Annotated in this window: 21 protein-coding genes; 8 read left to right on the top strand and 13 right to left on the bottom strand. The window is 64.7% G+C overall.

What is annotated here, in order from left to right; genetic code table 11:
* The first annotated feature begins 88 nt into the window (after positions 1 to 88).
* Both AU465_RS30810 and AU465_RS30815 read left to right on the top strand, forming a co-directional pair.
* Positions 89 to 1,006: a lysylphosphatidylglycerol synthase domain-containing protein gene (locus AU465_RS30810; protein ID WP_192256414.1), complete on the top strand. Its 918-nt coding sequence runs from the start codon at positions 89 to 91 to the stop codon at positions 1,004 to 1,006.
* 5 nt (positions 1,007 to 1,011) lie between these two features.
* A complete protein-coding gene (locus tag AU465_RS30815) occupies positions 1,012 to 2,088 on the top strand; it encodes a glycosyltransferase family 2 protein (RefSeq protein WP_192256416.1) in 1,077 nt (358 codons plus the stop codon).
* A 177-nt stretch (positions 2,089 to 2,265) separates the two neighbouring features.
* Here the strand turns inward: AU465_RS30815 and AU465_RS30820 are convergent, their stop codons facing one another.
* On the bottom strand, positions 2,266 to 2,676 hold the full coding sequence (locus tag AU465_RS30820) for a hypothetical protein (RefSeq protein WP_192256418.1): 411 nt from the start codon (positions 2,674 to 2,676) through the stop codon (positions 2,266 to 2,268).
* Positions 2,677 to 3,040: 364 nt separating this feature from the next.
* Positions 3,041 to 4,921 (bottom strand): glycosyltransferase family 2 protein, encoded by a 1,881-nt coding sequence (locus tag AU465_RS30825; protein WP_192256420.1) that lies wholly within the window; start codon positions 4,919 to 4,921, stop codon positions 3,041 to 3,043.
* A gap of 563 nt (positions 4,922 to 5,484) precedes the next feature.
* On the opposite strand from AU465_RS30825, the gene AU465_RS30830 reads away from it, so the two are divergent.
* Positions 5,485 to 6,402, top strand: coding sequence for a glycoside hydrolase family 26 protein (locus AU465_RS30830; RefSeq protein ID WP_192256422.1), 918 nt, complete (start codon positions 5,485 to 5,487; stop codon positions 6,400 to 6,402).
* 132 nt (positions 6,403 to 6,534) lie between these two features.
* Entirely contained in the window at positions 6,535 to 7,038 is a 504-nt protein-coding gene (locus tag AU465_RS30835; protein WP_192256424.1) for a DUF995 domain-containing protein, read from the top strand.
* Positions 7,039 to 7,067: 29 nt separating this feature from the next.
* On the opposite strand, the gene AU465_RS30840 is transcribed toward AU465_RS30835, so the two are convergent.
* Positions 7,068 to 7,898 carry an AraC family transcriptional regulator gene (locus AU465_RS30840; RefSeq protein ID WP_192256426.1) on the bottom strand — a complete coding sequence of 277 codons (831 nt, stop codon included), beginning with the start codon at positions 7,896 to 7,898 and terminating at the stop codon, positions 7,068 to 7,070.
* 100 nt (positions 7,899 to 7,998) lie between these two features.
* On the opposite strand from AU465_RS30840, the gene AU465_RS30845 reads away from it, so the two are divergent.
* The gene (locus tag AU465_RS30845) at positions 7,999 to 9,177 is read left to right on the top strand and encodes an amidohydrolase (protein WP_192256428.1); all 1,179 of its coding nucleotides are present in this window, start codon (positions 7,999 to 8,001) and stop codon (positions 9,175 to 9,177) included.
* Between the two features lie 64 nt (positions 9,178 to 9,241).
* A complete protein-coding gene (locus tag AU465_RS30850) occupies positions 9,242 to 10,399 on the top strand; it encodes an ATP-grasp domain-containing protein (RefSeq protein WP_192256430.1) in 1,158 nt (385 codons plus the stop codon).
* 18 nt (positions 10,400 to 10,417) lie between these two features.
* On the opposite strand, the gene AU465_RS37530 is transcribed toward AU465_RS30850, so the two are convergent.
* From AU465_RS37530 to AU465_RS30895, 8 genes are read right to left on the bottom strand one after another with little or no spacing between them, the layout of a single operon-like run.
* The gene (locus AU465_RS37530; protein ID WP_312891336.1) at positions 10,418 to 11,008 is read right to left on the bottom strand and encodes an addiction module antidote protein; all 591 of its coding nucleotides are present in this window, start codon (positions 11,006 to 11,008) and stop codon (positions 10,418 to 10,420) included.
* Positions 11,009 to 11,060: 52 nt separating this feature from the next.
* Positions 11,061 to 12,062 carry a Rieske 2Fe-2S domain-containing protein gene (locus AU465_RS30865; RefSeq protein WP_192256440.1) on the bottom strand — a complete coding sequence of 334 codons (1,002 nt, stop codon included), beginning with the start codon at positions 12,060 to 12,062 and terminating at the stop codon, positions 11,061 to 11,063.
* On the bottom strand, positions 12,059 to 13,204 hold the full coding sequence (locus AU465_RS30870; protein ID WP_246506569.1) for a GNAT family N-acetyltransferase: 1,146 nt from the start codon (positions 13,202 to 13,204) through the stop codon (positions 12,059 to 12,061). The genes AU465_RS30865 and AU465_RS30870 overlap by 4 nt, the downstream gene beginning before the upstream one ends.
* On the bottom strand, positions 13,201 to 14,457 hold the full coding sequence (locus AU465_RS30875) for a F390 synthetase-related protein (protein WP_192256442.1): 1,257 nt from the start codon (positions 14,455 to 14,457) through the stop codon (positions 13,201 to 13,203). Before AU465_RS30875 ends, AU465_RS30870 begins: the two co-directional genes overlap by 4 nt.
* Positions 14,454 to 15,287, bottom strand: coding sequence for an MBL fold metallo-hydrolase (locus tag AU465_RS30880; RefSeq protein WP_192256444.1), 834 nt, complete (start codon positions 15,285 to 15,287; stop codon positions 14,454 to 14,456). The genes AU465_RS30875 and AU465_RS30880 overlap by 4 nt, the downstream gene beginning before the upstream one ends.
* Entirely contained in the window at positions 15,284 to 16,267 is a 984-nt protein-coding gene (locus tag AU465_RS30885; protein WP_192256446.1) for an NAD-dependent epimerase/dehydratase family protein, read from the bottom strand. The genes AU465_RS30880 and AU465_RS30885 overlap by 4 nt, the downstream gene beginning before the upstream one ends.
* 3 nt (positions 16,268 to 16,270) lie before the next feature.
* Entirely contained in the window at positions 16,271 to 17,260 is a 990-nt protein-coding gene (locus tag AU465_RS30890; RefSeq protein WP_192256448.1) for a 3-oxoacyl-ACP synthase III family protein, read from the bottom strand.
* Between the two features lie 30 nt (positions 17,261 to 17,290).
* Complete coding sequence (locus tag AU465_RS30895; RefSeq protein ID WP_192256450.1) at positions 17,291 to 18,136, bottom strand: alpha/beta fold hydrolase; 846 nt, start codon at positions 18,134 to 18,136, stop codon at positions 17,291 to 17,293.
* Positions 18,137 to 18,255: 119 nt separating this feature from the next.
* Between AU465_RS30895 and AU465_RS30900 the strand changes: the two genes are divergently transcribed.
* Positions 18,256 to 19,152 (top strand): LysR family transcriptional regulator, encoded by an 897-nt coding sequence (locus tag AU465_RS30900; RefSeq protein WP_192256453.1) that lies wholly within the window; start codon positions 18,256 to 18,258, stop codon positions 19,150 to 19,152.
* Between the two features lie 19 nt (positions 19,153 to 19,171).
* Here the strand turns inward: AU465_RS30900 and AU465_RS30905 are convergent, their stop codons facing one another.
* Both AU465_RS30905 and AU465_RS30910 read right to left on the bottom strand, forming a co-directional pair.
* Complete coding sequence (locus AU465_RS30905; RefSeq protein WP_192256455.1) at positions 19,172 to 19,621, bottom strand: DNA polymerase III subunit chi; 450 nt, start codon at positions 19,619 to 19,621, stop codon at positions 19,172 to 19,174.
* Between the two features lie 9 nt (positions 19,622 to 19,630).
* Positions 19,631 to 21,157, bottom strand: a complete 1,527-nt coding sequence (locus tag AU465_RS30910; RefSeq protein WP_192256458.1) for a leucyl aminopeptidase — start codon at positions 21,155 to 21,157, stop codon at positions 19,631 to 19,633.
* A 351-nt stretch (positions 21,158 to 21,508) separates the two neighbouring features.
* On the opposite strand from AU465_RS30910, the gene lptF reads away from it, so the two are divergent.
* Complete coding sequence (gene lptF / locus AU465_RS30915; protein WP_192256460.1) at positions 21,509 to 22,708, top strand: LPS export ABC transporter permease LptF; 1,200 nt, start codon at positions 21,509 to 21,511, stop codon at positions 22,706 to 22,708.
* Position 22,709: the final 1 nt, after the last annotated feature.

Consider the following 22,709-nt stretch of genomic DNA (forward strand, 5'->3'; position numbering starts at 1 on the left):
CCGCACGCCACGGGCGGGCGCGGCGCGGCCTTTTGCCGGCGGCCGGCGGGCCGCCGGAACGTAGCGGGCGACGCCATCGGAGACTTGGTTGAAGCGAGCATTCTCGATAATCGTCACCCTAGCGCTGCTGGCATGGCTTGCTGGTGACTCGCGCTGGAAGATGGTGGGCGACGCCTTCGCCAGCATCACGCCCGGCGCCTTTGCCGCGGTGACGCTGGCGCTGTTCGTCACGTATGTGCTGCGCGCGCTGCGCGTCTGCGACGAATTCCGCGACGAGGTGAACGGCCGCTTCGGCGCCTGCCTGCGCGTCATCCTGGTCCACAACGCCATGATCAACGTGGTGCCGTTCCGCGGCGGCGAAACCGCCTTCCCGATCCTGTTGCGCCAGGTGTTCGGCATTTCCATCGTGCGCGCCAGCGCTTCGCTTTTGTGGTTCAGGCTGCAGGATGCCTTCGTGGTCGGCGTGCTTGCCTGCCTGGTCTGGCCAGGCCTGCATCCGGCGCTCAGGGCAGCGGGCATCGCGGCGCTGATTGCCGCCGCCTGGTACCTGCCGCGCTGGGCGCGCGCGCCGCATGACTGGTCCGGGCGCGGCAGGATCGTGTCGAAGCTCGGCAAGCTGCGCGACATCTTCACCGAAGCCACGGGGCGTTCCCGTTACGGCTGGTGGTGGACGGTGGCCAACTGGACGCTCAAGCTTGCCGTGCAGGGGTGGCTGCTCGCCATGCTGCTCGGCACCTCCTTCCAGACCGCCTTTCCCGGCGCCGTCGGAGCCGAGGCCGCCGCCATCCTTCCGGTGCAGGGCGTCGCCGGTTTCGGCACCTACGAGGCGGGCGCCGCGGCGGCACTGCTCTATTCCGGCATCGCCATGAAGGACGGCTTGCAGGCAGCGCTTGCGCTGCACCTCTTCATCCTCTGCTCGGCCGTCGCCACCGGTGCGATCGCCTGGCTGTTTCCCTCGAAATCGACGCTGCCGGACAGGCCGGCCACGGGGCCCGCAAGGAAATGACCGCCATGAACGTGCTTCCCATTCCTGTCTCGGGACTGCCCGAGGGCGCCGTCATGCCCGAGCACAAGCTTTCCATCGTCATTCCGATGTACAACGAAGCCGACAATGTCGAGCCGCTGATCGTGCGCATCCACCAGGCGATGGAGAATTACAGCCAGCCCTGGGAAGTCGTGCTGGTGGACGACGGCAGCACCGACGCCACGCCGAACGAAATCCGCAGGCTCGCGGCTGAGTACGGACCGCATGTGCATGGCGTGGAGCTGGTGCGCAACTTCAAGCAGACCGCGGCCATGCAGGCAGGCCTCGACGCCGCCCGCGGCGACGTCATCGCGACGCTCGACGGCGACCTGCAGAACGATCCGTTCGACATTCCGCGCATGGTCTATCGCCTGCTGACCGAGGACCTCGACCTCGTCGCCGGCTGGCGCAAGAACCGCCAGGAAGGTTTCTGGATGCGCCGGCTGCCGTCCCGCATCGCCAACTCGCTGATCGCGCGCGTCACCGGCGTGCGGCTGAAGGACTATGGCTGCAGCCTGAAGGTCTTCCGCGGCAGCGTCATCCGCAGCGTGCGCCTCTATGGCGAAATGCACCGCTTCATCCCTGCCTGGCTGGCGACGGTGACGACGCCGCGCCGCATCGCCCAGGAGGTGGTGACGCATCACGCCCGCATCCACGGCCAGTCGAAATACGGCATCTCGCGCACCTTCCGCGTGGTGCTCGACCTCGTCTTCATGTTCTTCTTCATGCGCTACCGCACCAGGCCCGGCCATTTCTTCGGCGGCATCGGCATCGTGCTCGGCGTGCTGGGCTCGCTGGTGCTGGCCTATCTGTTCGGCCTGAAGGTGTTCTTCGGACAGGACATCGGAACGCGCCCGATGCTGTTCACCGGCTTCTTCCTGGTCATCGCCGGCCTGCAGATGGTGACGTCGGGCGTGCTCGCCGAGATGCTGTCGCGCGTCTATCTCGAGGCGAATGTCTCACTCGCCTATGTGGCGCGCCCGCAGCCCGCGCATGGCGAAGGCGATGGCTGGCGCTGGCCGAGCCCGCCGGCGGAAGCCAAGAAAGCCCCGCGACGGAAATGATCCCGCCGCTGTCCTCATTCGAGGCCCGCGCATGACCACCCTCGTGACCGGAGCCGCCGGCTTCATTGGCAGCCATGAAGGCGGCCGGCTCGCCGGCCGAACGGATTTTCGTTCCATCAGTTCGACATAGGCGAGCCGGGCGCTGGCGGCCAAGCTAAAGGGAACGCCTGTGTCGGTTCAGCGCGCGCGGCAGGCAGAGCGCTGGCCAAAGCCGCTCGGCCCGCAAATCCAGGGCGAGTGGCCGAGCAGCGGCCCAACGCTGCCAAGGCTGTAGGACACCTTGACCGACGCCGGCGTGCGGATGCGCTGCGGCCGCACGAAGGCTGCATAGGCCTCTTCCCTGACGCGCGTCACGCTGGTCGTCTGCGTCAACGGCTTGCGATGATGGGCCCGGTAGAGCCGCTTCGTCTTGACGTAATGGACCTTCTTGCCGAGCGCGTTCGCCATTGGCTTGTTGCCGGCGATCGAGCCGGTCTTGCCCGCATCCATGCTCTGGCAACCGGACACCATCGAGACCAGCGCAATAGCGACAAAGACGCGGGCATGTTTCTTGGCGAGCACCGCTGCGCCATCCATGAATTTCTTCATTGTCGTCCCCTGCCGTGAAATAATTCTCTGGAGCGCTGGAATATACTTTTTCTCTGCTTCTTTCCGCGCCCTGCAAGCGGCCTATCGCCACTTACTTCATGCGAGCAATATTAGAGGAGACTTATTAAAATTCATGCAAACGACACGATGAGCGCCGTCTTTCCGCGCTCGATCGATTATTATTAAAATTTGAATCTTTCTGGCGACCGCCGGCAGCCGGTCGCTGGCCAGGACTTCAGTTCAGGCGTGCACGTGGAAGGCCTAGAGCGGTTCACTGTTTCACGGAAACGGCGAACCGCTCTATCTTTTTGTTTTTTGCGCAATTCCGGACGGAAAACCGTTACACACTTTTCCTGGAATTGCTCTAGCGCGGGGTTTCCCAGCCCGGGTCGAAGTAGAATTTGCGCGAACCGATGTCGCCCATGCCGGCGCCTGAAATCACATAGGCGATCCTGACGATGCGGAAGCCGCCGGCACCCTGCTGCAGCCCATAGATGCCCTCCAGTCCGCGATCGTAGAAGCCCGCGACCGGCACACCGAGCGCGAGCAGCGCGAGCGAAGCGTGCAATGCGAATTTCGTGGCATTGGTGCGCAGCGATATCCTGTTCTCCGAAATGTGCTTGGCGATGATGACCACGACGAGCAGGCCGTAGAGGAAGGCATTGAAGGCGGCGAACCAATAGAAACCGGTGGCGTCGAAGGGGTGCTTGACGAGCAGCACCGGCAGGGCCGCCCCGATCGCCAGGACGACGTAGGGCACAAATACCCGCGCGGGCAAAAGGTGCTTCGGACCGCTGCCTTTAGGGGTGACGCGGAAATCGACAAAGGATTTCGTCACATAGTCGCGGATCGCCGACAGCGTCCCCCACAACACCCAAGGCCAACGGGCGAAAAAGAGGAACAGCGTACCCTCCCAGCTCAGCGTCTTGGCGGTCAGGGGCCGAGACAGGCCGAAAGCCTTGAGCATCATCACCAGCCCGACCAGTGCCACCGAATTGGGCAGGTAATAGAAGATGAAGTCGGCGTACATGACGTTGGCGAAGTTGCGTCCCGTGGACAGCGCATAGATCGGCATGACGTACATCATCAGCGCAAACAGCGCGAATAGCGGGTACCAGAGCTGGCAAAACAGAAACTGGAACTTCAGCCGCGGCGGCAGCTTGTGAAAGTATTGCGGCGTGTATTCGAGCAGGATCGTCACCAGGCTTCGCGACCACTGGAATTCCTGCGTGACGAGATCCGCGAAAGTCTGAGGGCCGTCACCATGGGCTATGGCGTCGATGGCGTGCACGCCGCGCCAGCCCGCGGCATTGATCAGCATGGATGTGGAATGATCCTCGGCGAGTTCCGGGCCAAGTCCGCCGGACTCGCGCAGCGCTTTCGTCCTGACGGCGTAGTGCGAACCGATGCAGAGCGGCGCGCCGCGTCCGGTATGGCCGGATTGCAGGGGGCCGTGGAACATGCCTTCCGGGAACAGGCGGCCGCGCGCCGCCCAGCTTTCGTCGGCGTTGTTGTCGCAGATGCTGGGTGCTGAAACATAGCCGACGGAAGGATCGGCGAAAGGATAGAGGATTTCCCGCAGATAGCTCGGCGACGGCACGTGATCGGCATCCATTTGCGCGACGAAATCGTAGCGTTCGTAACCGTAGTGATCGTAGAAGAAAGCGAGATTGCCTTCCTTGCAGCGGGTCCTGCGCGGCCAGGTCTTGCGATGGTAGTCCTCGCGACCGCGCCGCGTCGAAACCAGCACGCCATGCGCATCGCACCAGCGAATTGTCTCCTCGGCCGGATCCTCGTCGGCCAGCCAGGTGTCGTGCGGATAATCCTGCGCCAGCATCGCCTCCAGCGTGCGCTGAACGACGGCGAACGGCTCGGACGGCGCCTTGGTGACCACCATGGCGACGCGCGAGCGCTTGGGGATGGTGTGCAGCTTCGAGGATTTCCGCGAGGCATGAACGTTGAGCAGGAAATACATCGGCATCAGCGTCAGCCAGGCTAGCACGAGGGTGGCAAAGGCATAGGGTCCGATGTGCTCGATGTGTTGCGGCCGCAGCCACCAGGACCAGAAGAAGAAAAGCGTGACAATCCAGAATGCGAGGCCGAGCCGAAGGATCGATTGCTGCCTGGACGATAGAACAGGCAGCAGATAAGCGCCTTTCGGGCCAAAGCCGGCGTTGGCCCCGCCCGACTGACCCGCACGCCCCTTGCTGCCGCCGACAATGCCGGCACCCACCGAAACGCTCATACTACCCGCCGCCGCTTCCGCTCCCGCCCTTGCGGCCGAAAGCGTTCAGATCCCACGGCAGAATCAGCATCTCCTAATGGAGAGTCAACAGAATTAAGCTTGCGTTAACCAAGCTTCTTGAGAACTGGTTAACCTCAGTCTCACCCCCGGCGGCCCCTTGCGGGCTTGGTGCGCCGGTCCAAGGTCTCCGACGAGCGCGGTGTCTGACCAACGACGGCTCTATCACAACCATGGCGTTAACCATGTCGTGCCGATATGGTTAAGTAACGGTTAATTGCACTTGACTCTGGCCCAGCATAGGCTCTTATATCAGGAAGGGTTAATATCGTAATGTTGACGCGAATTTGTGAGTATCGCGGCGACAGTCTCCCGGGCTCCAAGGTATAGGCGCCCCGAGGGATGATCTGATGGGCAGCCTCACGCCAAAAGTGTGCCGGTCCCAGTCGCTCAGAAAAACCGCAGATCACGTCGGCTGACCGATTGTCTGGGTTTAGCGTGCCGATTCCTGTCGGCACACTGTGGCGAGCTTCAACGTCCTATGTTGAAGCTATGGGAGGTCGGGTATGAAATACTCCGCAGCAACCGCACTTTTTTCAGTGCTCATCGTCGGCGGCAGCCTGGCCTTGCCGGCTTCGGCAGGATCGCCCGTGGGAACGGACCCGGTGCAGACGAGTTCGGCCGCGTCGGCATTCGGCTCCTATGATCCCTATGGCGACTTCAGCAACGACAAATCGGCCACCATCGAAGAGCTCTTCCTGCCTTGGGAAGACGTCGATCTCTCGACGCTGCCGCTGGCCGACGCCTATGCTCTGCAGCGCGGGCGCTCGCTGCTGATCACCATCGAACCATGGACCTGGTCGAAGGACTGGCGCATCACGCCGCCGGAACTGCGCAACGGCATCCTGGGCGGCAAATATGACGCCAACATGCAGGCCATCTGCAACCTGGTCGGACAGATGAAGAGCCCGGTGACGATCCGCTGGGCGCAGGAAATGGAAGACACCAACGGCCGCTTCACCTGGGCCAACTGGGCGCCGAAGGACTGGATCGCCGCCTACAAGCGCGAGGTCGATGTCTGCCGCAAGGCCGCGCCCGCGGCCAAATACATGTGGTCGCCCAAGGGGATGGAAGGCCTGGAGAAATACTATCCCGGCGATGACTATGTGGACGTCATCGGCCTGTCGGTGTTCGGCCTGCAGAAGAAGGACAACGATGAAGCCGGTCGCGACCGGACCTTTGCCGAGGCCCTGAAGCCCGGCTACGACCGTGTCGCGAAATTCAACAAGCCGGTGATCGTGGCCGAGCTCGGCTATGTCGGAAAGCAGGACTATGTGACGAAGTGGGCGGAAGAAACCCGCAAGTCCTATGCGGAGTTCCCGGCCCTGACCTCGGTGGTCTACTTCAACCAGAAGGAGACGTGGCCGTGGCTGAACGGCTATGGGCTGCCCGACTGGCGGGTGACCCAGCACGTCCTGCCGTAAGGCCGCAGAGACCGTGCCCGTTCCGGCACCTCCGGGACGGGCTCCAGCTTCAAGTTCAAGAGTGACAAACTCCAAAGCCCGGCTTTGGAGGCGGGTCTAGGCGTGGCGTAAATCAGTTGGCGGAGTAAAGGCGTGAAACGGGTGTTGTATAAATTTGTCGGAGCGGTGCTTGCCTGCTCCGTTTTTGCTGTCGGCTCGCAGGCCCCTGCGATGGCCAAGGCCGCGGACAAGGTCGACGCCCAGGCGTCAAAGGCCGCCGTCGTCTCCGACGGGGGCGTCTACCAGCTATATCAAAACCACTCGTGGCTATGGGGCAAGAACGGCGCCGCCTTTTTTGCGGTGAAGCAGCGGCAGCTCGACGCCTGGACCTCCGACAAGGGCAAGCCGGGCTATGGCGACGGCATATGGTTCATTCCGGGCGGCGGCAAGCTCTGCTATCGCGCGACGTGGTACGGCACATGGGGATCGAAGAAGTCCATGGCCTGCTTCGAGCACCGCCAGGCGGGCAAGGTCGTTTATCAACGCAAGTTGCCTGACGGCGAGTGGTATACATTCAAGGATCGGCACGGCAAGTCGAAGCTGCGCTACGGCGATTATGCAAGCGGCAAGATGAAACGCATCAAGGCGAAGCTGTAGTCCACCGCAGCAACACCGAAACGCTGGGCTTACGTCGCGGCGCGCCATGCGCCCGGCGACAAGCCCTTGATCGTCTTGAACACCCTGGTGAGATGGCTCTGGTCGGCGAAGCCGGTCGCGGCGGCGATCTCGGCCAGCGGCATGTCGGTCTTGATCAGCGTCGAGGCGGCGCGGATGCGGCGGTCGCGCAGATATTGTCCGGGCGTCATGCCGGCGGCGCGGTGGAAGTCGCGGATGACCTGGAAGCGGGTGACGCCCGCCGCAGCAGCCAATCGAGCGAGGTCGAAGCAGGCCGCAAGGTCCTCGGCGATCAGTTCGCCATAGAGGCGGAAGCGCCGCGCCGTTTTCCCGCCGCCCGACGCGCGGTCGCGGCGCTTGCCGTCGCCGAAGCGGCTCACCAGTTCGCGCAGCACCGCCAGCATCGCCGCTTCCTGTTCCAGCGCCTGTCCTGCCAGGCGATGCGCCCGCACGAAGGCCCGCGCCAGATCGGCCGCGAGCACAATGCCTTCGCCGAACATCGGCAATCCCGGCAGTTCCAGATCCTCGGCGATCTCGGCCATCAGCACGGCATCGGGATAGCAGGTGCGGTAGGCCCAGCCGGCGGCAACGCCTTTCTCACCGTCATGCGGCTCTTCCGGATTGACGATGATGATCGAGCCCGCCGGCGCCAGATGCTGGCGGCGGCCGATGCGCAGCTTCTCGACGCCGGCCACCACGACGCCGAACACCCAGGTTGGATGGGTGTGCAGCGCATAGGCATGGTCGCGATAGCGGGCGGCGAGCATTTCGAGACCGCCCAGGCCTTCATGCTGCGTCAGCCTTGCCGCTTCGCGTTCCGTTTGCTCGCTGGCGTCGCTCATGAAGGCAGCCTTTCGCGAAACCGCCCTGCCCGTCAATCCCGTTCAAGACGCCAGCCGACGACGCAGGCTAGATCGGCACATTCGAACACGGAGACGGACAATGCGGAAGAACGACAGGATAGCGGCCATCGTGCCCGAGGTGATCGGCTGGCGGCAAGCGATCCACGCCAATCCGGAACTCGGCTTCGCAGAGCATGAGACAGCAGCGTTCGTCGCGGCGAAGCTCAAAGAATTCGGCCTGACCGTCCACACCGATGTCAGTGCCACCGCGCTTGTCGCGACGCTGACCAGAGGCGCGGGCGGCAAGGCGATCGCGCTGCGTGCCGAACTGGACGCGCTGCCGATCAAGGAAGCAACGGGCCTGGCCTATGCCTCACGCAAGGACGGTGTCATGCATGCCTGCGGCCACGACGGCCACACCGCGATGCTGCTCGGGGCGGCTAAGCTGCTGGCCGAAAGCGAGAGCTTCGACGGCACGGTGGTGTTCGTCTTCCAGCCGGCCGAGGAGGTGCTTGGCGGCGGCAAGAAGATGATCGAGGACGGGCTGCTGAAGCGCTTCCCGGTCGAGCAGGTCTTCGCCGTCCATAACTGGCCAGGTTTTCCGGAAGGCCATATCGGCGTGCGCACCGGGCCGCAGATGGCGGCCGTCGACGATTTCGAGATCGTCTTTCGCGGCAGCGGCTGCCACGCGGCGATGCCGCATCTGGGCGACGATCCGCTGCTTGCGGCGGCAAGCTTCGTCACCGCGATCCAGCGGCTGGTCTCCCGCAGCATCGATCCGCTGTCGCCGGCGGTGTTGTCGGTGACGCAGATCCATGGCGGCCGCTTCAACAATTTCGTGCCGGGCGAGGTCAAGGTCGAAGGCACCTGCCGCTTCTACGACCGCGCGCTTTCCGACCACTGCGCGGACGAAATCGAGCGCGTAGCGCAAGCCACCGCCGCGATGCACGGCGCCAGCGCCGAACTCACCTACAAGCTCGGCTATCCACCGGTGGTGAACCCGCCAAACGGCGCGGCGCTCGCGGCCTTGGCGGGCGCGGACACGGTCGGTGCGAAACGCGTCGCGACGGAGTTCCAGCCCAGCATGGGCTGCGAGGATTTCGCCTTCCTGCTGCAAGGCGTCGGCGACGGCGCCTATGTATGGATCGGCGCCGGCGATGTCGGCCCGGGCGCGGGACTGCATGGCGACCGCTTCGTCTTCAACGACGCCATCGTCCCAATCGGCATCCGCTTCTTCCTCAATGTCGTCCAGCGCGCGCTGCCGGTTGGCGGGAGGTAGCGCAATTGCCAAGTCCGCCGATTTCGCGCAACGGTCTTCGCGACGGAAACGATCGCGAGACCTGATGCCGGGGGCTGACAAGACCGTGCTGATCACCGGAGCGCGGGCGCCGGTGGCGTTGCATCTGGCGCGCCTGCTCGACGGCGCTGGCCGCCGGGTGATCCTGGCCGACACGCCGGCGCGCCCGATCGCCGCCGCAAGCAGGGCCTGCGCGCGCTACCATCGCCTGCCGCCGCCGCGTTTCGAGCCTGAGGCCTATGCCGAGGCGGTCGAGGCGCTGGTTCGCGAGGAAGGCATAGGGCTGGTCATCCCGACCTGCGAGGAGGTTTTTCATCTCGCGCTGGCCTGGCACAGCAGGGCCATGCTGGCGCAGCTATTCGCGCCCGGCATCGAGCTGCTGGCGGAAGTCCACAACAAGCATGCCTTCATCCGGCTGGCCGAGCGTCTCGGGCTGGCAGTGCCGGAAACGGTATTGCTACAATCGACCGCCGATCTGCATGCCGTGCGCGGCCGCTCGCGCGGACTGGTGTTCAAGCCGGTCTGGTCGCGCTTCGCCAGCCAAGTGCTGCTGCGTCCGACACCGGATTTTCTCGATGCGATCGCCCCCTCGCCCGCCATGCCATGGGTTGCGCAACGTTTCGTCGATGGCGACGAGATCAGCGCCTATGCGGTGGCGCGCGAGGGCAGGCTCAAGGCGCTGGCGCTCTATCGTTCGCTCTATCGCGCCGGCAAGGGCGCCGGCATTTTCTTCGAACGAGTCGAAGATGGGGCAGCGCGCGAGCTTGTCGAGCGCATCGTCGCCGGCACGTCTTGGACCGGGCAGATTTCCTTCGACCTGATGTGCGAGGCGGACGGAAACGTGCTGCCGCTGGAATGCAATCCGCGCGCCGTGAGCGGCCTGCATTTCTTCCGCGATCCGGCGCGGTTTGCCGATGCCGTCCTGGGGCACGGGCCGGAAGTCATACCCGATGTGGTCGCACCGCAAACGGTGCGGCTTGCCATGTGGGTCTACGGACTGCCGGCGGCTTTGCGATTCGGTGGTCTCGTTCGCTTCCGGAAGGCGATGCGCGATGGTCAGGAATTGCTCGACTGGCCGGGCGACCCGGCACCGGTCAAGGCGCAATGGCCGGCGCTTGCCGAGATCGCCGGCGTGGCCTGGCGCCAGCGCATCAGCCTGCAGGTCGCGTCGACGCGGGATATCGAGTGGAATGGGCCCGGCTAACGGTTGCTTCCCGATCCTTCACGTCCTGAGGGAATCGGGATTGGTCGGTTTGGCATAAAGTTGGAGACCCAGCGCCTTGGTGACTCCCAGGAGCGTGCTGAGGCGCGGATCGCCCTTTTCGCTCAGCGCCTTGTAAAGCGCTTCCCGGGTTACGCCGGCGTCCCTCGCGACGGCTGTCATGCCGCGAGCGCGAGCGATGATGCCGAGCGCATGGGCGATATAGGTTGCGTCGCCGGTCTCGAACGCATTTACAAGGAGCTCAGCCTGGGACTCTGCGTCGTCGAAATATTCAGCGGCATCGAATGGTGTGGTTTTGAGAGCCATGTCAAACCTCGTTTGCCATCTGTTTGGCTTTTCTGATGTCTCTGTCCTGGGAGGATTTGTCGCCTCCGCAAAGCAAGATGATGACCGTGTTGCCGCGCCGGATGAATAGCGGTAACCCGGTCCATAGTCGATCCGAAGCTCACCGATGCCTTCGAAGAACTTGGCGTCTCCCAGCAGGCCGGCCTCAACGCGGATGAGCCGCTGAGCGATCTTTCTGGCAGCTCGGATATCCGTGAGGTCCCGCAGCCATTTTCTGAATTCGTCGGTCTGCCGAACCTCGATCATCCGTAAACTATAATTCACAGATCTGAGCAAATCAAGTTGCGTGAACTTTAATTCACAGTTCGATCTGGTGCACCTTCGACTCACTCGCAGCCGGCGGCAGTTTGCCTTCCATGATTGCCGCGATGTCGCGGCGCAGGAAATCGAGCGGGCCGATCACCGGCATAGACTGCGGCGCGAAACGGGCGTTGTCGCTTGCCGATTTCAGCACGTGGCGATCCTGGTGCAGCGCGATGGTGAAGAGCGGCTTGAAGGCGAGCGCCTTCAAGCCGCCGAGCAGGCCTTGGCGCCGGCCGATCAGCCATCCGACGCCCTCGACGGTGCGCTCGTCGGCCTGACGCAGATGGAAAGTGGTGGCGAGCACCAGCCCGTCCTTGCCCCAATATTCGAGTTCGGCGATGCCTGGATAGCGGAAGCGGCCGATGGTTTTCGTCCGCTCGCCTTCCAGCATCCGGCTGATCAGGCCTTGCTGGCGCTCCTCGCCGGTGTAGCGGGCTTCGACCCAGCCCTCGCCGCCGTTCACCTCGACCCGCACAAGGTGCCGCTTCGAGGTCAGGCCGCGCAACAGGCCCTTGTGGGTGAAATGGGTATGGGTGGCGTCGAGAATGTTCTCGGCGGCATCGATAACCGTCGACTGCGTCGAGCTGCGCACCCGCCGCACGATGATGTCCTTGCCCTGCATGCAGTGCAGGTAAGGCTCGCCCCGCGGCGTGCCGGACGAGACGAAGACGACGCCGTCGCGCTCGATCGCGGCGTAGCGGCGGACACGGTAACCCGGCATCTCGCCGACATGGCCGGGAATGGCGGTGCAGCGGCCTTCGCCATCATAGCGCCAGCCGTGATAAGGGCATTCGATCTCGCCGCCGACGACTTTGCCGGTCGAGAGTTCGACGAGCCGATGCGGGCAGCGGTCGAACAAGGCGGCAATGCCTTGCGCGGAGCGGAACAGCACCAGCGGCGCGCCGTCGAACAGGATGCGCTTCGGTCGCTTGCCGATGTCGGCCGACAGTGCCACCGCCTGCCAGTGATCTTTGCTACGGTCCCCGCGCTTGCTCACAGCTCGAACCTCCTGAGCAGGGGAATGCCGACCTTCGCCAGCACGCTCTCCATCAAGCGGATCGCCAGACGCCGGCGGCGCGGAAGATGGCCGGCATAGACGGCGTTGTACTCGACCGCGGCGACCGCGCCGCGCAGGCGCTTGAAGCCTGCCGCGCCGGCGCTCATGTTGAAGAACAGGCCGCGCGCCGTGGCATGGTCCTGCCCCATCGCCATCACCATGCGGTAGAGCCCCTCGCCGAGCGGCAGGCTGGTGTCGTAGCCGACGATCGGCTGGGTGAGCGTGCCGCCGTTCTCGAACAGGCCGGTGACCGCGACCAGCTCGCCGCCCGGCCGGCGCAGACCAGCAAGGCTGATGATGCCGCGCCGATGCATCTCGGCAATATAGCGAGCTGTGTAATGGGGATTTAAGGGCGTGTATTTGTCGAGATAGAGCATCTTGTAGAGCTGCTCGGCGCGCGCATAGTCGGCCTCCGTGAAATCGGCATCGCCGACCCGCTCGAAATGCGTGGCGCCGAGTTGCTTGCGGTCGAGCTTCATGTTTTTGGTCATGGCCGGTGCGGCGCTGCGGTCGGCGAAGATGTAGATCTGCCGCGCCGCCAACATGCGAAAGCCTTCGGCTTTCAGCGCGGCAATGGTCGCCGGATCGGCGATCTCGTTCAGCGAACGGATGACGATGGCACGATCCGGGAAGCGCGCGACCATCGCCGTTCTAAGTGCGGCGACCGTCTGCCGATCGAGCAGCGGCACCGGATTGGTCGAATAAAGCCAGTTGTTGACCTGCACCTGATGATCGAGGCCGCTTGCCCTCACCAGCGGCGTGCAGGTGCCGATGAGGGCCTGAAGCGCGCGGCGCAGCAACAGGTGGCCCGCAAAATTGCGCGTCTCGTCTATCGCATAGTCGATATAGGCGCTGGACGGACAGCAGATGTAGCAGTTCGGCGCTTCGCCGGCGTCGTTGAGCGTCAGCGGAAACGTCCGGCCGGCGATCTCAAAAGTTTCGACTTTGGTCATCAGATTGGCGACGAGGTCGCTTACGGGCACCTCGTTGAACAACCGGACGAAAGCGTCAACCTTGGCCGGCTTGTTTTCGACGCGGTCGGCCTGTTGGATCGGCTTTTCCATGACGGTCGCCCGGCTCATGGAGCCCGCTCCGGCCGGCATTCGACGCGGCGCAGCTTGCGGCTTGTCTCCAGCGGCAGCGGCGCGCGAATGAGAGTGACGGTCGCGGTTGCTTTTCGCGCTTCAAGAAGCGCGCGCACCGCCTGGTGTGCGGAGGCGGCAGCTTCATCGGCGAGCGTCGGAAGCAGTCTCAGCTCGATCGCATCGGGCGCGATCTGAACGAGCCGAAAATCGTCGATGCGGCGATCGGCCTTGAGCACGGCGTTGCGCAGCACATCGGGCGTGACGAGGATCGGACCGCCTTTCGAGGACAGGCGGAAGACATCATCCATGCGGCCGACGATCTCGTCCACACAACACAGCGGCGAACCGCAGCGGCAAGGCTGTTCCGAGAGGCGCAGCAGATCGTTCATGCGGTAGCGCGCCATGATTTGCGTTCGGCGGCGGAAGGCGGTGACCAGCGGCGTTACCAGCCCCTCGCCCGCCGGCTCGAATTCAAAGAAGACCGAGTCTTCGGCAAGGTGCAGGCCGCCCTGCCGGCACGTCACCGCGAACAGGCCTTCGGTCGCCATATAGATCTGGTCGAGCGGGAGCCGGAAGAAGGCTTCGATGACCGGACGGTCTACCGGATCGAGCGTCTCGGCGGCCGAGAAAATGCGTTTCGGTTGGAGTTGGAAACTTTCGGCGGCGAAATGCCTGAGCATCTTCGGCGGCGCAATGATCACCGTCGGGTCGAAGGCTTCGAGCGCTTCGCGCCAGTGTTCCGGCCCGAGCGTCAGATCGAAGAAGGCGAGCCTGATCAGCTTCGACTTGCGGGCGCTGTCATAAAGCCCGGTGTTCTGCGGCAGGATGACGGCGACGCGCATGCCGCGCCACAGAAGATCGGGCGCCCCCTTGGCGAGGATCGCGCCCAGCCAGCGGTATTTTTCCGCCTCTGAAATGACGAACAGGCCGCGATTGCCAGACGTGCCGGTGCTGGCGCCGACTGTGAGCGAACCGGCGCGGCCGTCGCGCGCCAGCGCTGCCCAGGCCTCATTGGCGGTGAGGCCATGGATGTTGAAATCCTCGAAGCGCGCCATCACCAGCGCCTTGTCGGTGACCGGCAGGTCGGCGAGACGAGCCGGCGGCTTGCCGTAGAACGGCGCGCGCGGCAGGTCGCGATCGAGGAAACGGCGCAAGGCCGCCGCCTGCCATCGCTCGAAGTCGGCGCGGCTCTTACGCGATGCCCAGCGCGTTACGGCAAAAGAGCCGATCGCTTCCGCCAGCGCGTTCATCCCGCCTCCGGATTGCTCGTCGCGAAATCATAGGATGTCGGCGCAGGATCATGGCAGAGCATCACCTCGCCACCCGTGCCCATGAAGCGCCGCAGCATGGCGCTGGTCGGCTCGATTGCCCCGGCTTCCTCGGCGATCAACGTAGCCGGGAAGCCGGGCGTGCGGTTTTCGGTCAGGGCGGTGAGCAGCCATTGCACATCGACGGCGTAGAGCAGCGGCCGCGAGAGGCCAGCGAACAACAGGCCGAACTGGCCGTCGGCATGTCCAGGAAGATCGATCGCGATCACGCTGCCGTCGCCGAAGAGGTCGGCCCCACCGAGTGCGCTGTCGCGCGCTTCGACGCGCGGCTTGGAGGATAGACCGTTCAACCGCGCTTCAAAATCAGTCGGAAAGAGCTCGGTGAAGATGCCATGGCGCAAATTCTGGCGCGGCGTTCGCGCCTTGACCCGCGTCCAGGCGGCATCGCTGGCGATGAAGCGCGCCCTCGGGAACAGCGACAGTCCGGAAATGTGGTCGGCATGGAAATGGGTGACGATGACGGTGCCTATGTCATCGGGCGAAAGGCCGAAATGCTTCAGCACCGGCAAGACCTGTCCGGCGGCGTCGAGTTCGGGCTTCAGCAACGCGCCATAGAGGCGCAGCATCCGGCCGCGTCGCTCTCCCGAAAGCGCTTCCCGCGTATAGCCCGTATCGACCAGCACCGGTCCGGCGGTGGGATGGAAGATCAGCCCGTAGCGGACACGCAGCCTGACACTTTGCCAGCTGCCGCCGCGCAGGATCAGCCGCTCGGCGGCGCTGACCCAGGCGCTGTTGGCGAAGACGATTTTCACGGCGTCGCAACGCCGGCGAAGGTGCGGTCGAGCCCCTGCTCGAAGGAAACCTTTGGTCTCCAGCCAAGCACGCGTCTCGCCTTGGAGATGTCCAGGCTCTGGGCATAGGCGAAGAGGCCGAGCCCATAACGGGTGACCGGCGGCTCCGGCCGGCCGGGCAGCCTGAGTGCCACCGCCTCCATAAGGCCTGCGGCAAGCATAGCCGGCAGCAGCGGCATCGGCCGCCAGCGCGCGGCAAGCCCGGCACGAGAGCAAGCCTCGTCGGCGATGCGGCGCACCGGCAGCACCTCGCCGCCGGAGATGTTGAAGATCTGGCCCTCGGCCTCTTCGGGTGCCGCGAGCGCCGCCATGACCGCATCGACGACGTCGTCGACATGGGTGAGATCGATCGCGGCGCGGCCGTCGCGAAACAGCGGCAGCGGCCGGCTTTTCGCCGCCTTGATCAGCCGCGGCAGCAGCGCGCGGTCGCCGACACCGTAGATGCCGCGCGGCCTCAGCACCACGGGATGGACCAAAGGCGCGGCAAGCACGAGCTTCTCCGCCTCCCGCTTGGTGCGGGCATAGTGGTTGGCCGGATCGGGCAAGGCCATGTCCTCGGTCAGGCCGAGCTGGTCGCGAAAGGCAAAGCAGACCGACGGGCTGGAGATATGGACGAAGCGGCTGACGCCTTGCCGCGTCGCGAAGTCGAGAAGGTTTCGCGTCGCCGCGACGTTGGCTGCCACGAAATCCTGCAGCCGGCCGAAGGGCGCCGAGAGCGCCGCGCAATGGATGACCCGCTCGACCCTGTCGAGCCGCGGATCGAGCGCGCCATCGAGCGGCTGCGCGAGATCATGACGGACGATGCGATGGCCGGTGGCTTCGAGCGCGGTGCAGCGTGCCGCATCGCGGCCAAGGCCGAGCGCCAGCGTGCCCGAGGCGGCCAGCCGCGCCAGCACATGGGAGCCAAGGAAGCCGCTGGCGCCGGTGACGAGCACGGCCATCCGTCAAGCCTCCAGCGCCATGCCGCCGAAGGACACGCCGGCCGACGTGCCGAGGAAGAGCAGCTTCATGCCCGGCGCCACGCGCCCCTCGCGGCGCGCGACATCGAGCGCGAAGGGAATGGAAGCCGCGATCTGATTGCCGAAACGGGCCGCGATGTCGACCAGCTTTTCCGGCGCGAAGCCGGTCTGGCGCGCCATATGCGCCAGCGCGATCGGGCTTGCCTGATGCGGTACGACGAGGTCGACATCCTCCTGCCGCCAACCGGCGCGCTCCAGCAAGTCTCCGACAAAGCCGCTGAAATGGCGCGAAGTCAGGCGGAACAGTTCCTTGCCGTCCATGTGGAAGAGGCTGTTGTCGGCGAACTCTTCCGGCTGACGATGGAAATCGAAGCGCGTGCCGCCGGCGCCGATGCCGCAGGCCCCCCAGCCGGATGGATAAGTGCGCATCAGGCTCGCCGCCACCTTGCCCTCGGCAGGCCCCGCCCTGCGCAGCACGGCCGCCGCCGCCCCGTCGCCGAAGAGTGCGGCCACCTCCGGCGCGTCCCGCCACGGCAGCGCGCGCGAAGCCACTTCGGCGGAGAAGACCAATGCCGTCTCGCATTGCCCGGCCTCGATCATGCGGCCTGCCGTCTCGAAGGCCGTGAGGAAGCCGAGGCAGGTGCTGTTGACGTCGAAAGCGGCGGCCGAACCGTCGGCAAGACCGAGGTGCTGCATCACCAGCGGCGCGGTCGCCGGCAGCGGCTGATAAGGCACGCCGCAGCCGCCAATGATCAGGTCGACGGCCTCGGCTTCGAGCCCGGCATCTTCAAGCGCAAGACAGGCAGCGGCACAGGCAAGGTCGATCTGCGATTCGGCGTCGCAGACATAGCGCTCAACGACACCGGTGGCCGCTTCGAGCGCGCCCTGGCCGAGGCCCAGCCTCTCCTCCAGCGCGCGAGTCGAGATGCACTCTGCCGGCACCGCCCTGCCGGTTCCGACGATCCTGATCCGCATCCTCCCCCCGCCGCGTAAGCTTGCGTCTATCTAAACCAAAAAGCGGCGATGTTCGCAAAGTTCACTAGCGGCAATCGTCTGGCTCTCCCGGAGAAACCGCGTCACCGTGTCCATGAATTCCACCGGGCGTTCGACATTGAGCAGATGGACGCCGGGAAGCAGCACAAGCTCGGCGCCGGGAATTGCCGCCGCGATCGCCTCGCTGTGGCTGGCGAGTGTGACCTTGTCGTCAACACCGCCGATCACCAGCGTGGGCGCGGTGATAAGGGAAATCGGGCGGCGCAGGTCGGCGTCGCGCACGGCAGCGAAGCATCCCGCGAGCCCTTGCGGCGACATGGCAAGGATCGCGGCGTGGAATTCCGCGACCGTCTTGTTCTTGCCGGCAAGCATCGAGGCCGGGAACCAATTGCGCATGAACATGTCCGCTGTGGCCGACAGGTCGCTTGCCGCAAGCACATTGCGGATCTGCTCGTCGAAATAGGACGCCGGCCCCAGATGCGGCGAGGTGTTGGAGAGGATCAGGCGCTCGATGCGTTCCGGCGCGTGGATGCCCAGCCACTGGCCGACGAAGCCGCCCAGCGACAGTCCGAGGAAATGCACGCGGGCGAGCCCGAGGAAATCGAGCAGTTCGAGAACGTCGCGGCCCAGTCGGTCGAGCGAATAGGCGCCGGCTGGCGCGTCGGAACCGCCTTGGCCGCGAAAATCGTGGCGCAGCACCCGGAAGGATTTGGCGAGTTCAGGAACTTGGCCGTCCCACATGTGCAGCGTCGTGGCGATGGAATTCGACAGCGCAAGCACGGGCCGGTCTTCCGGGCCGTCGAGCCGGTAGGCGATGCGGACGCCATCGCCCGCCGTGAAATGAAGCGTTTCGGTCATTTTGGCCCTCACCTGATCTGGCGGGAGGTCGTCCCGCGTCGTTTCGATGAGAAAGTTAGGTCTGGTTACCTTCGAGGAAAATTACTATGATTTGACAATCTCTGTAGGAAATCACGACAATGCATGATTTGAAGCTCCACGATCTGAGGTGCTTCGACGCTGTGGCGAGCGAGGGCAGTTTTCAGGCCGCCGCGCTTGTCCTGAGCCGGACGCATCCTTCCGTCTTCGCCGCGGTCGCACGACTGGAAGAGCAGGTCGGCCTCACCCTGCTCGACCGCAGCGGATATCGGGTGAGCCTGACAGATGAAGGCCGCCAGTTCCATGCGCGCGCCCGGCTGGCGCTGCGCGAGCTCGAACATCTCCAGAGTTACGCGGCGCAGTTGGCGAACGGCGAGGAAACCATCCTGCGTGTCGTGATGGGCGATGTCTGCCCGAGACCGCGGATACTCGGCCTGCTCAGCCGCTTCTTCGCCGAACGGCCCCGCACGCGCCTGCATCTTGACTATGAGGCGATCAGTGGACCGGTTGAACGGCTGATGGATGCCGAGGCCGATCTCATCTTCCATCGCGCCAATCCGTCCGATCCGCGTCTCGAGCGGATCGATCTGTGCAAGGTGGCCTTCGTGCCGGTGGTGGCGCCTGGGTTCCTGCCCTTCCAAGACGCGCGTCAGATCACGCCGGAGGCGATGCGTCCGTTCACCCAGTGCGTGATCCGGGACACGGCGCGGCGTCCGTCGACCGAGAATTTTTTCGTCCTCGACGGCGCGCATTCCTGCTCGACGCCGGATCACATGATGAAGAAGGAGCTGATCTTGCACGGGCTGGCCTGGGGCCACCTACCTGCGTGGCTGATCGAGGATGAATTGCGCGACGGGCGGCTGATCTCAATCGCCGGCAGGCACATTCCCGGCCGTACCGAGACCGTTGCCGCGGTGCGCCGGCGCGACCGGCCGCATGGGTCGGTGGCCGAAGCGCTGTGGCGTTATCTTGAGACACAGGGACGGGATGCGCCCTGAATGATAGACGCGACGATTCTCACGCCTTGCGCTCCCATCGCCGGTCGGGCGTCTGCTGCCAGTAGGTCACGGCGTGGCCGGCTTCCTTCATCGTCTTCCAGTGGCCGCGCGCGCCTTCGAGCTGTGCCGCGTCATGGCCATCGAACAGGAAGACCGCCCGCTCGTAGCCGGAAAGCTCGGGCGGCACGGCACCGTCGACGAGGAAACGTATCTGGGCTGAATTCGCGTTGCCTTCCCCGGTGGTGAGCAGGATCGGCTGCTCGGCCGGATAGGCTTCGCGGTCGGTGGCATGCGCCAGGAAGGAATCGTCGCGAAAGGTCCACAGATGCTGGTCGAGCGCGTCGCGCCGCTCTTCGGTTCCGGTCTGCACCACGGCGCGCCAGCCGCGTTCGACGCTGCGTTCGAGGAGGCCCGGCAGCGCCTCTTCCAGCGTCGATTCCGTCAGATGATAGAACAGGATGTCGGCCACCTCGAAAGCCTATCCTTCGTAATGATCGCGCACCAGCCTGTCGAGCAGCCTGACGCCGAAGCCCGAGCCCCAGGACTGGTTGATCTCGCTCGCCGGCGCGCCCATCGCCGTGCCGGCGATGTCGAGATGCGCCCAGGGCGTGTCCTTGACGAAACGCTGCAGGAACTGCGCGGCGATGATGGCGCCGCCATAGCGGCCGCCGATATTCTTCATGTCGGCGTTCTTGGAATCGATCAGCTTGTCGTATTCGGCCCCTAACGGCATGCGCCACACACGCTCCTGCGTCGCCTGTCCGGCGCCGAAGAGCCTGCCCGCCAGCTCGTCATTGTTGGAGAACAGGCCAGCATAGTGCTGGCCGAGCGCCACCATGATGGCGCCGGTCAGCGTCGCCAGGTTGACCAAGAACTTCGGCTTGAAGCGGTCGTTGGCGTACCAGAGTGCATCGGCCAGCACCAGGCGCCCTTCCGCGTCGGTGTTGAGCACCTCGATGGTCTGGCCCGACATCGAGGTGACGATGTCGCCCGGGCGCTGCGCGTGGCCGTCGACGGCGTTCTCGACAAGGCCGATGACGCCGACGACATTGGCCTTGGCCTTGCGCGCGGCCAGCGCATGGATCAGGCCGGTGACGGCGGCGGCACCCCCCATGTCGCCCTTCATGTCCTCCATGCCCGAGGCCGGCTTCATCGAATTGCCGCCGGTGTCGAAGGTGACGCCCTTGCCGATGAAGGCGATCGGCGCGTCCTTGGCCTTGCCGCCCCTCCATTGCATGACGGCCATGCGGGCACCGCGCGGCGACCCCTGCGCGACGCCAAGCAGCGAACCCATGCCGAGCTTCTTCATCTCCTTCTCGGTGAGGACCTCGACCTCGACGCCGAGGGCTTCCAGCTCCTTCGCGCGAGCGGCGAACTCTACCGGCCCAAGCGCATTGGCCGGCTCGTTGACGAGATCGCGCGCAAGCAGCACGCCGTCGATAACGGCCTCTTCGCCAGCGAAAGCCTTCTTGGCGGCGGACGGGTCGGCGCAGTGGATGGTTATCTTGGCCGGCTTCGCCGCTTCGGCTTTTTTGGTCTCCGCCCCCTTGGCGTTGGATTGGCCCTCTTCCTTGTCCTTCCTGGTCTTGTACTTGTCGAAGCCGTAGCTGCGCAGGAGGATGCCGGCGGCAAGGTTCGCCGCCTGCCTGCCATCCGGCTGGAGCTCGGGCAGGTCGAGGATAACCGCGACTTCCGCAGCCTTGCGCAGCGCGGTGGCTACCGCGCCGCCGAGCCTCAGCCAGGCGTAGTCGTCGAGGCTTGCGACCTTGCCGGCGCCGATCGCCACCAGCCGGTCGACAGATGTTCCTTCCGGCGCCAGCACTTCCACCGTGCTGGCGAACTTACCGGAGAAATCGGCGACCGGAAACGCGCGCGCCAATGCGCCGGCCGGGTCGCAGGCCTTCGCGGCATCGCCAAGACCGCCGCCCTCGGCCGCAAGCACGAAGACGCTGCCTTTTTTGGGCGCGGCAAATTTAGCGAAGGCAATCGAAGGTCTCGAAGTCATCAGATCCTGCTTTCGGGGTGAGGCGCCGCGAACCGGCTTTCAAAGCGTGCGCGACATTTGGTCGTTTTCGGCCATTTGGCAAGACTTTGGCCGAAATCGCTGTCTATATCGGCGCTGCAACCACCGAAGGATTCGTCGCGGCAAGACATAAGCTTCCTACCGCAACCTCTTGTTAACCATCAATGTTTTGCATTTCTTATCCATTGACGCGGACACTCCGCCGCGCCGGGGCGCATGGTGTGGAGCGACAAACCAGGATGAGCCGCCCATGGACCCGGTTGTGCGGGCGTCACCGGATGACTACCTTGTCGGCGGGCATGATGCCGTTCGGCACAATCGAGAAAAGCCTTCATGAAGGTCGTTGAACGCTACATCATGCGTCGCACCACCGCTATGTTCCTGGCGGCGCTGGTGTGGACACTGGCGATCGTGTGGACGACGCAGGTGCTCGCCAAGATCGACCTCGTCACCGACAGCGGCCAGTCGGCGCTGACCTTCTTCGAAGTCGCGGCCCTGATCATCCCTTCGATCATTCCGATCGTGGTGCCGTTCGCGCTGGTGGTCGCGGTGGCGCAGACGCTGAGCGCCATGAACACAGATTCGGAGCTGGCGGTGATCAACGCCGCCGGCGCCTCGCGCTGGACGATCGCCCGACCGATCCTTTTGCTCGCGCTGGCGGCCAGCGTCTTTTCCTTCGCCGTCGACAACGGGGTCGATCCCTACGCCAGGCAGAAGAACCGGCAGCTGGTGGCGGCCTCTCGCGCCGACCTTCTGTCGCTGATCATCCAGGAAGGCACGTTCCGCAGAATAGACGACGGCCTGTTCCTGCAAATCGGCGAGCGGCTCCCCGACAATAGGCTCGGCGGCATCTTCGTCGCCGATTCGCGCGAGGAAGGCGCCAACCTCACCTATTACGCCAAGACCGGCAGCATCGTCGAAAAAGGCGACGAGAAGGTGCTGATGATGAATGACGGCGTCATCAACCGCAAATCGGTCACCGGCGACCTTTCCGTCATCCGCTTCACCTCCTACGCCTTCGACCTGTCGGCCTTCATGTCGGCGGCGAACGAGATCACGCTGCTGCCCAAGGACCGGACGACGCCATACCTGCTCAACCCGGATCCCAACGACAGGATGTACCAGCGCCAGCCCGGCAGCTACACGGCCGAGCTCAATCAGCGCTTCTCCGAATGGTCCTATTCGCTGGTCTTCGCGCTGATCGCGCTTGCCGTCGCAGGCGACGCGCGCTCGCACCGCGAGGCGCGCATCCATCCGCTGATCACGGCAATCGCAATCGCCCTTTTCGTGCGCTGGCTTGGTTTCTTCGCCGCCGGCAAGGCCGACAAGGTCTGGTATTACGCCTATATGGTCTACGCCGTGCCGATCGTGGCGTCGGCGGTCTCCATCTGGTTCATCGTCTCCTCGCGCAGCATGGAACTGCCCACCGCCTGGGCCGACTGGATGACGAATCTCGCCGGCCGCGCCAGCGAGGGCTGGACCGCGCTCAAGCTGTGGTTCGCCCGGCGCGGCACCTCGGGCCAGGGAGCCTGAC

Origin of the sequence: Mesorhizobium silamurunense (assembly GCF_014843905.1) — a bacterium.
GTDB classification, from domain to species: Bacteria; Pseudomonadota; Alphaproteobacteria; order Rhizobiales; family Rhizobiaceae; genus Mesorhizobium; species Mesorhizobium silamurunense.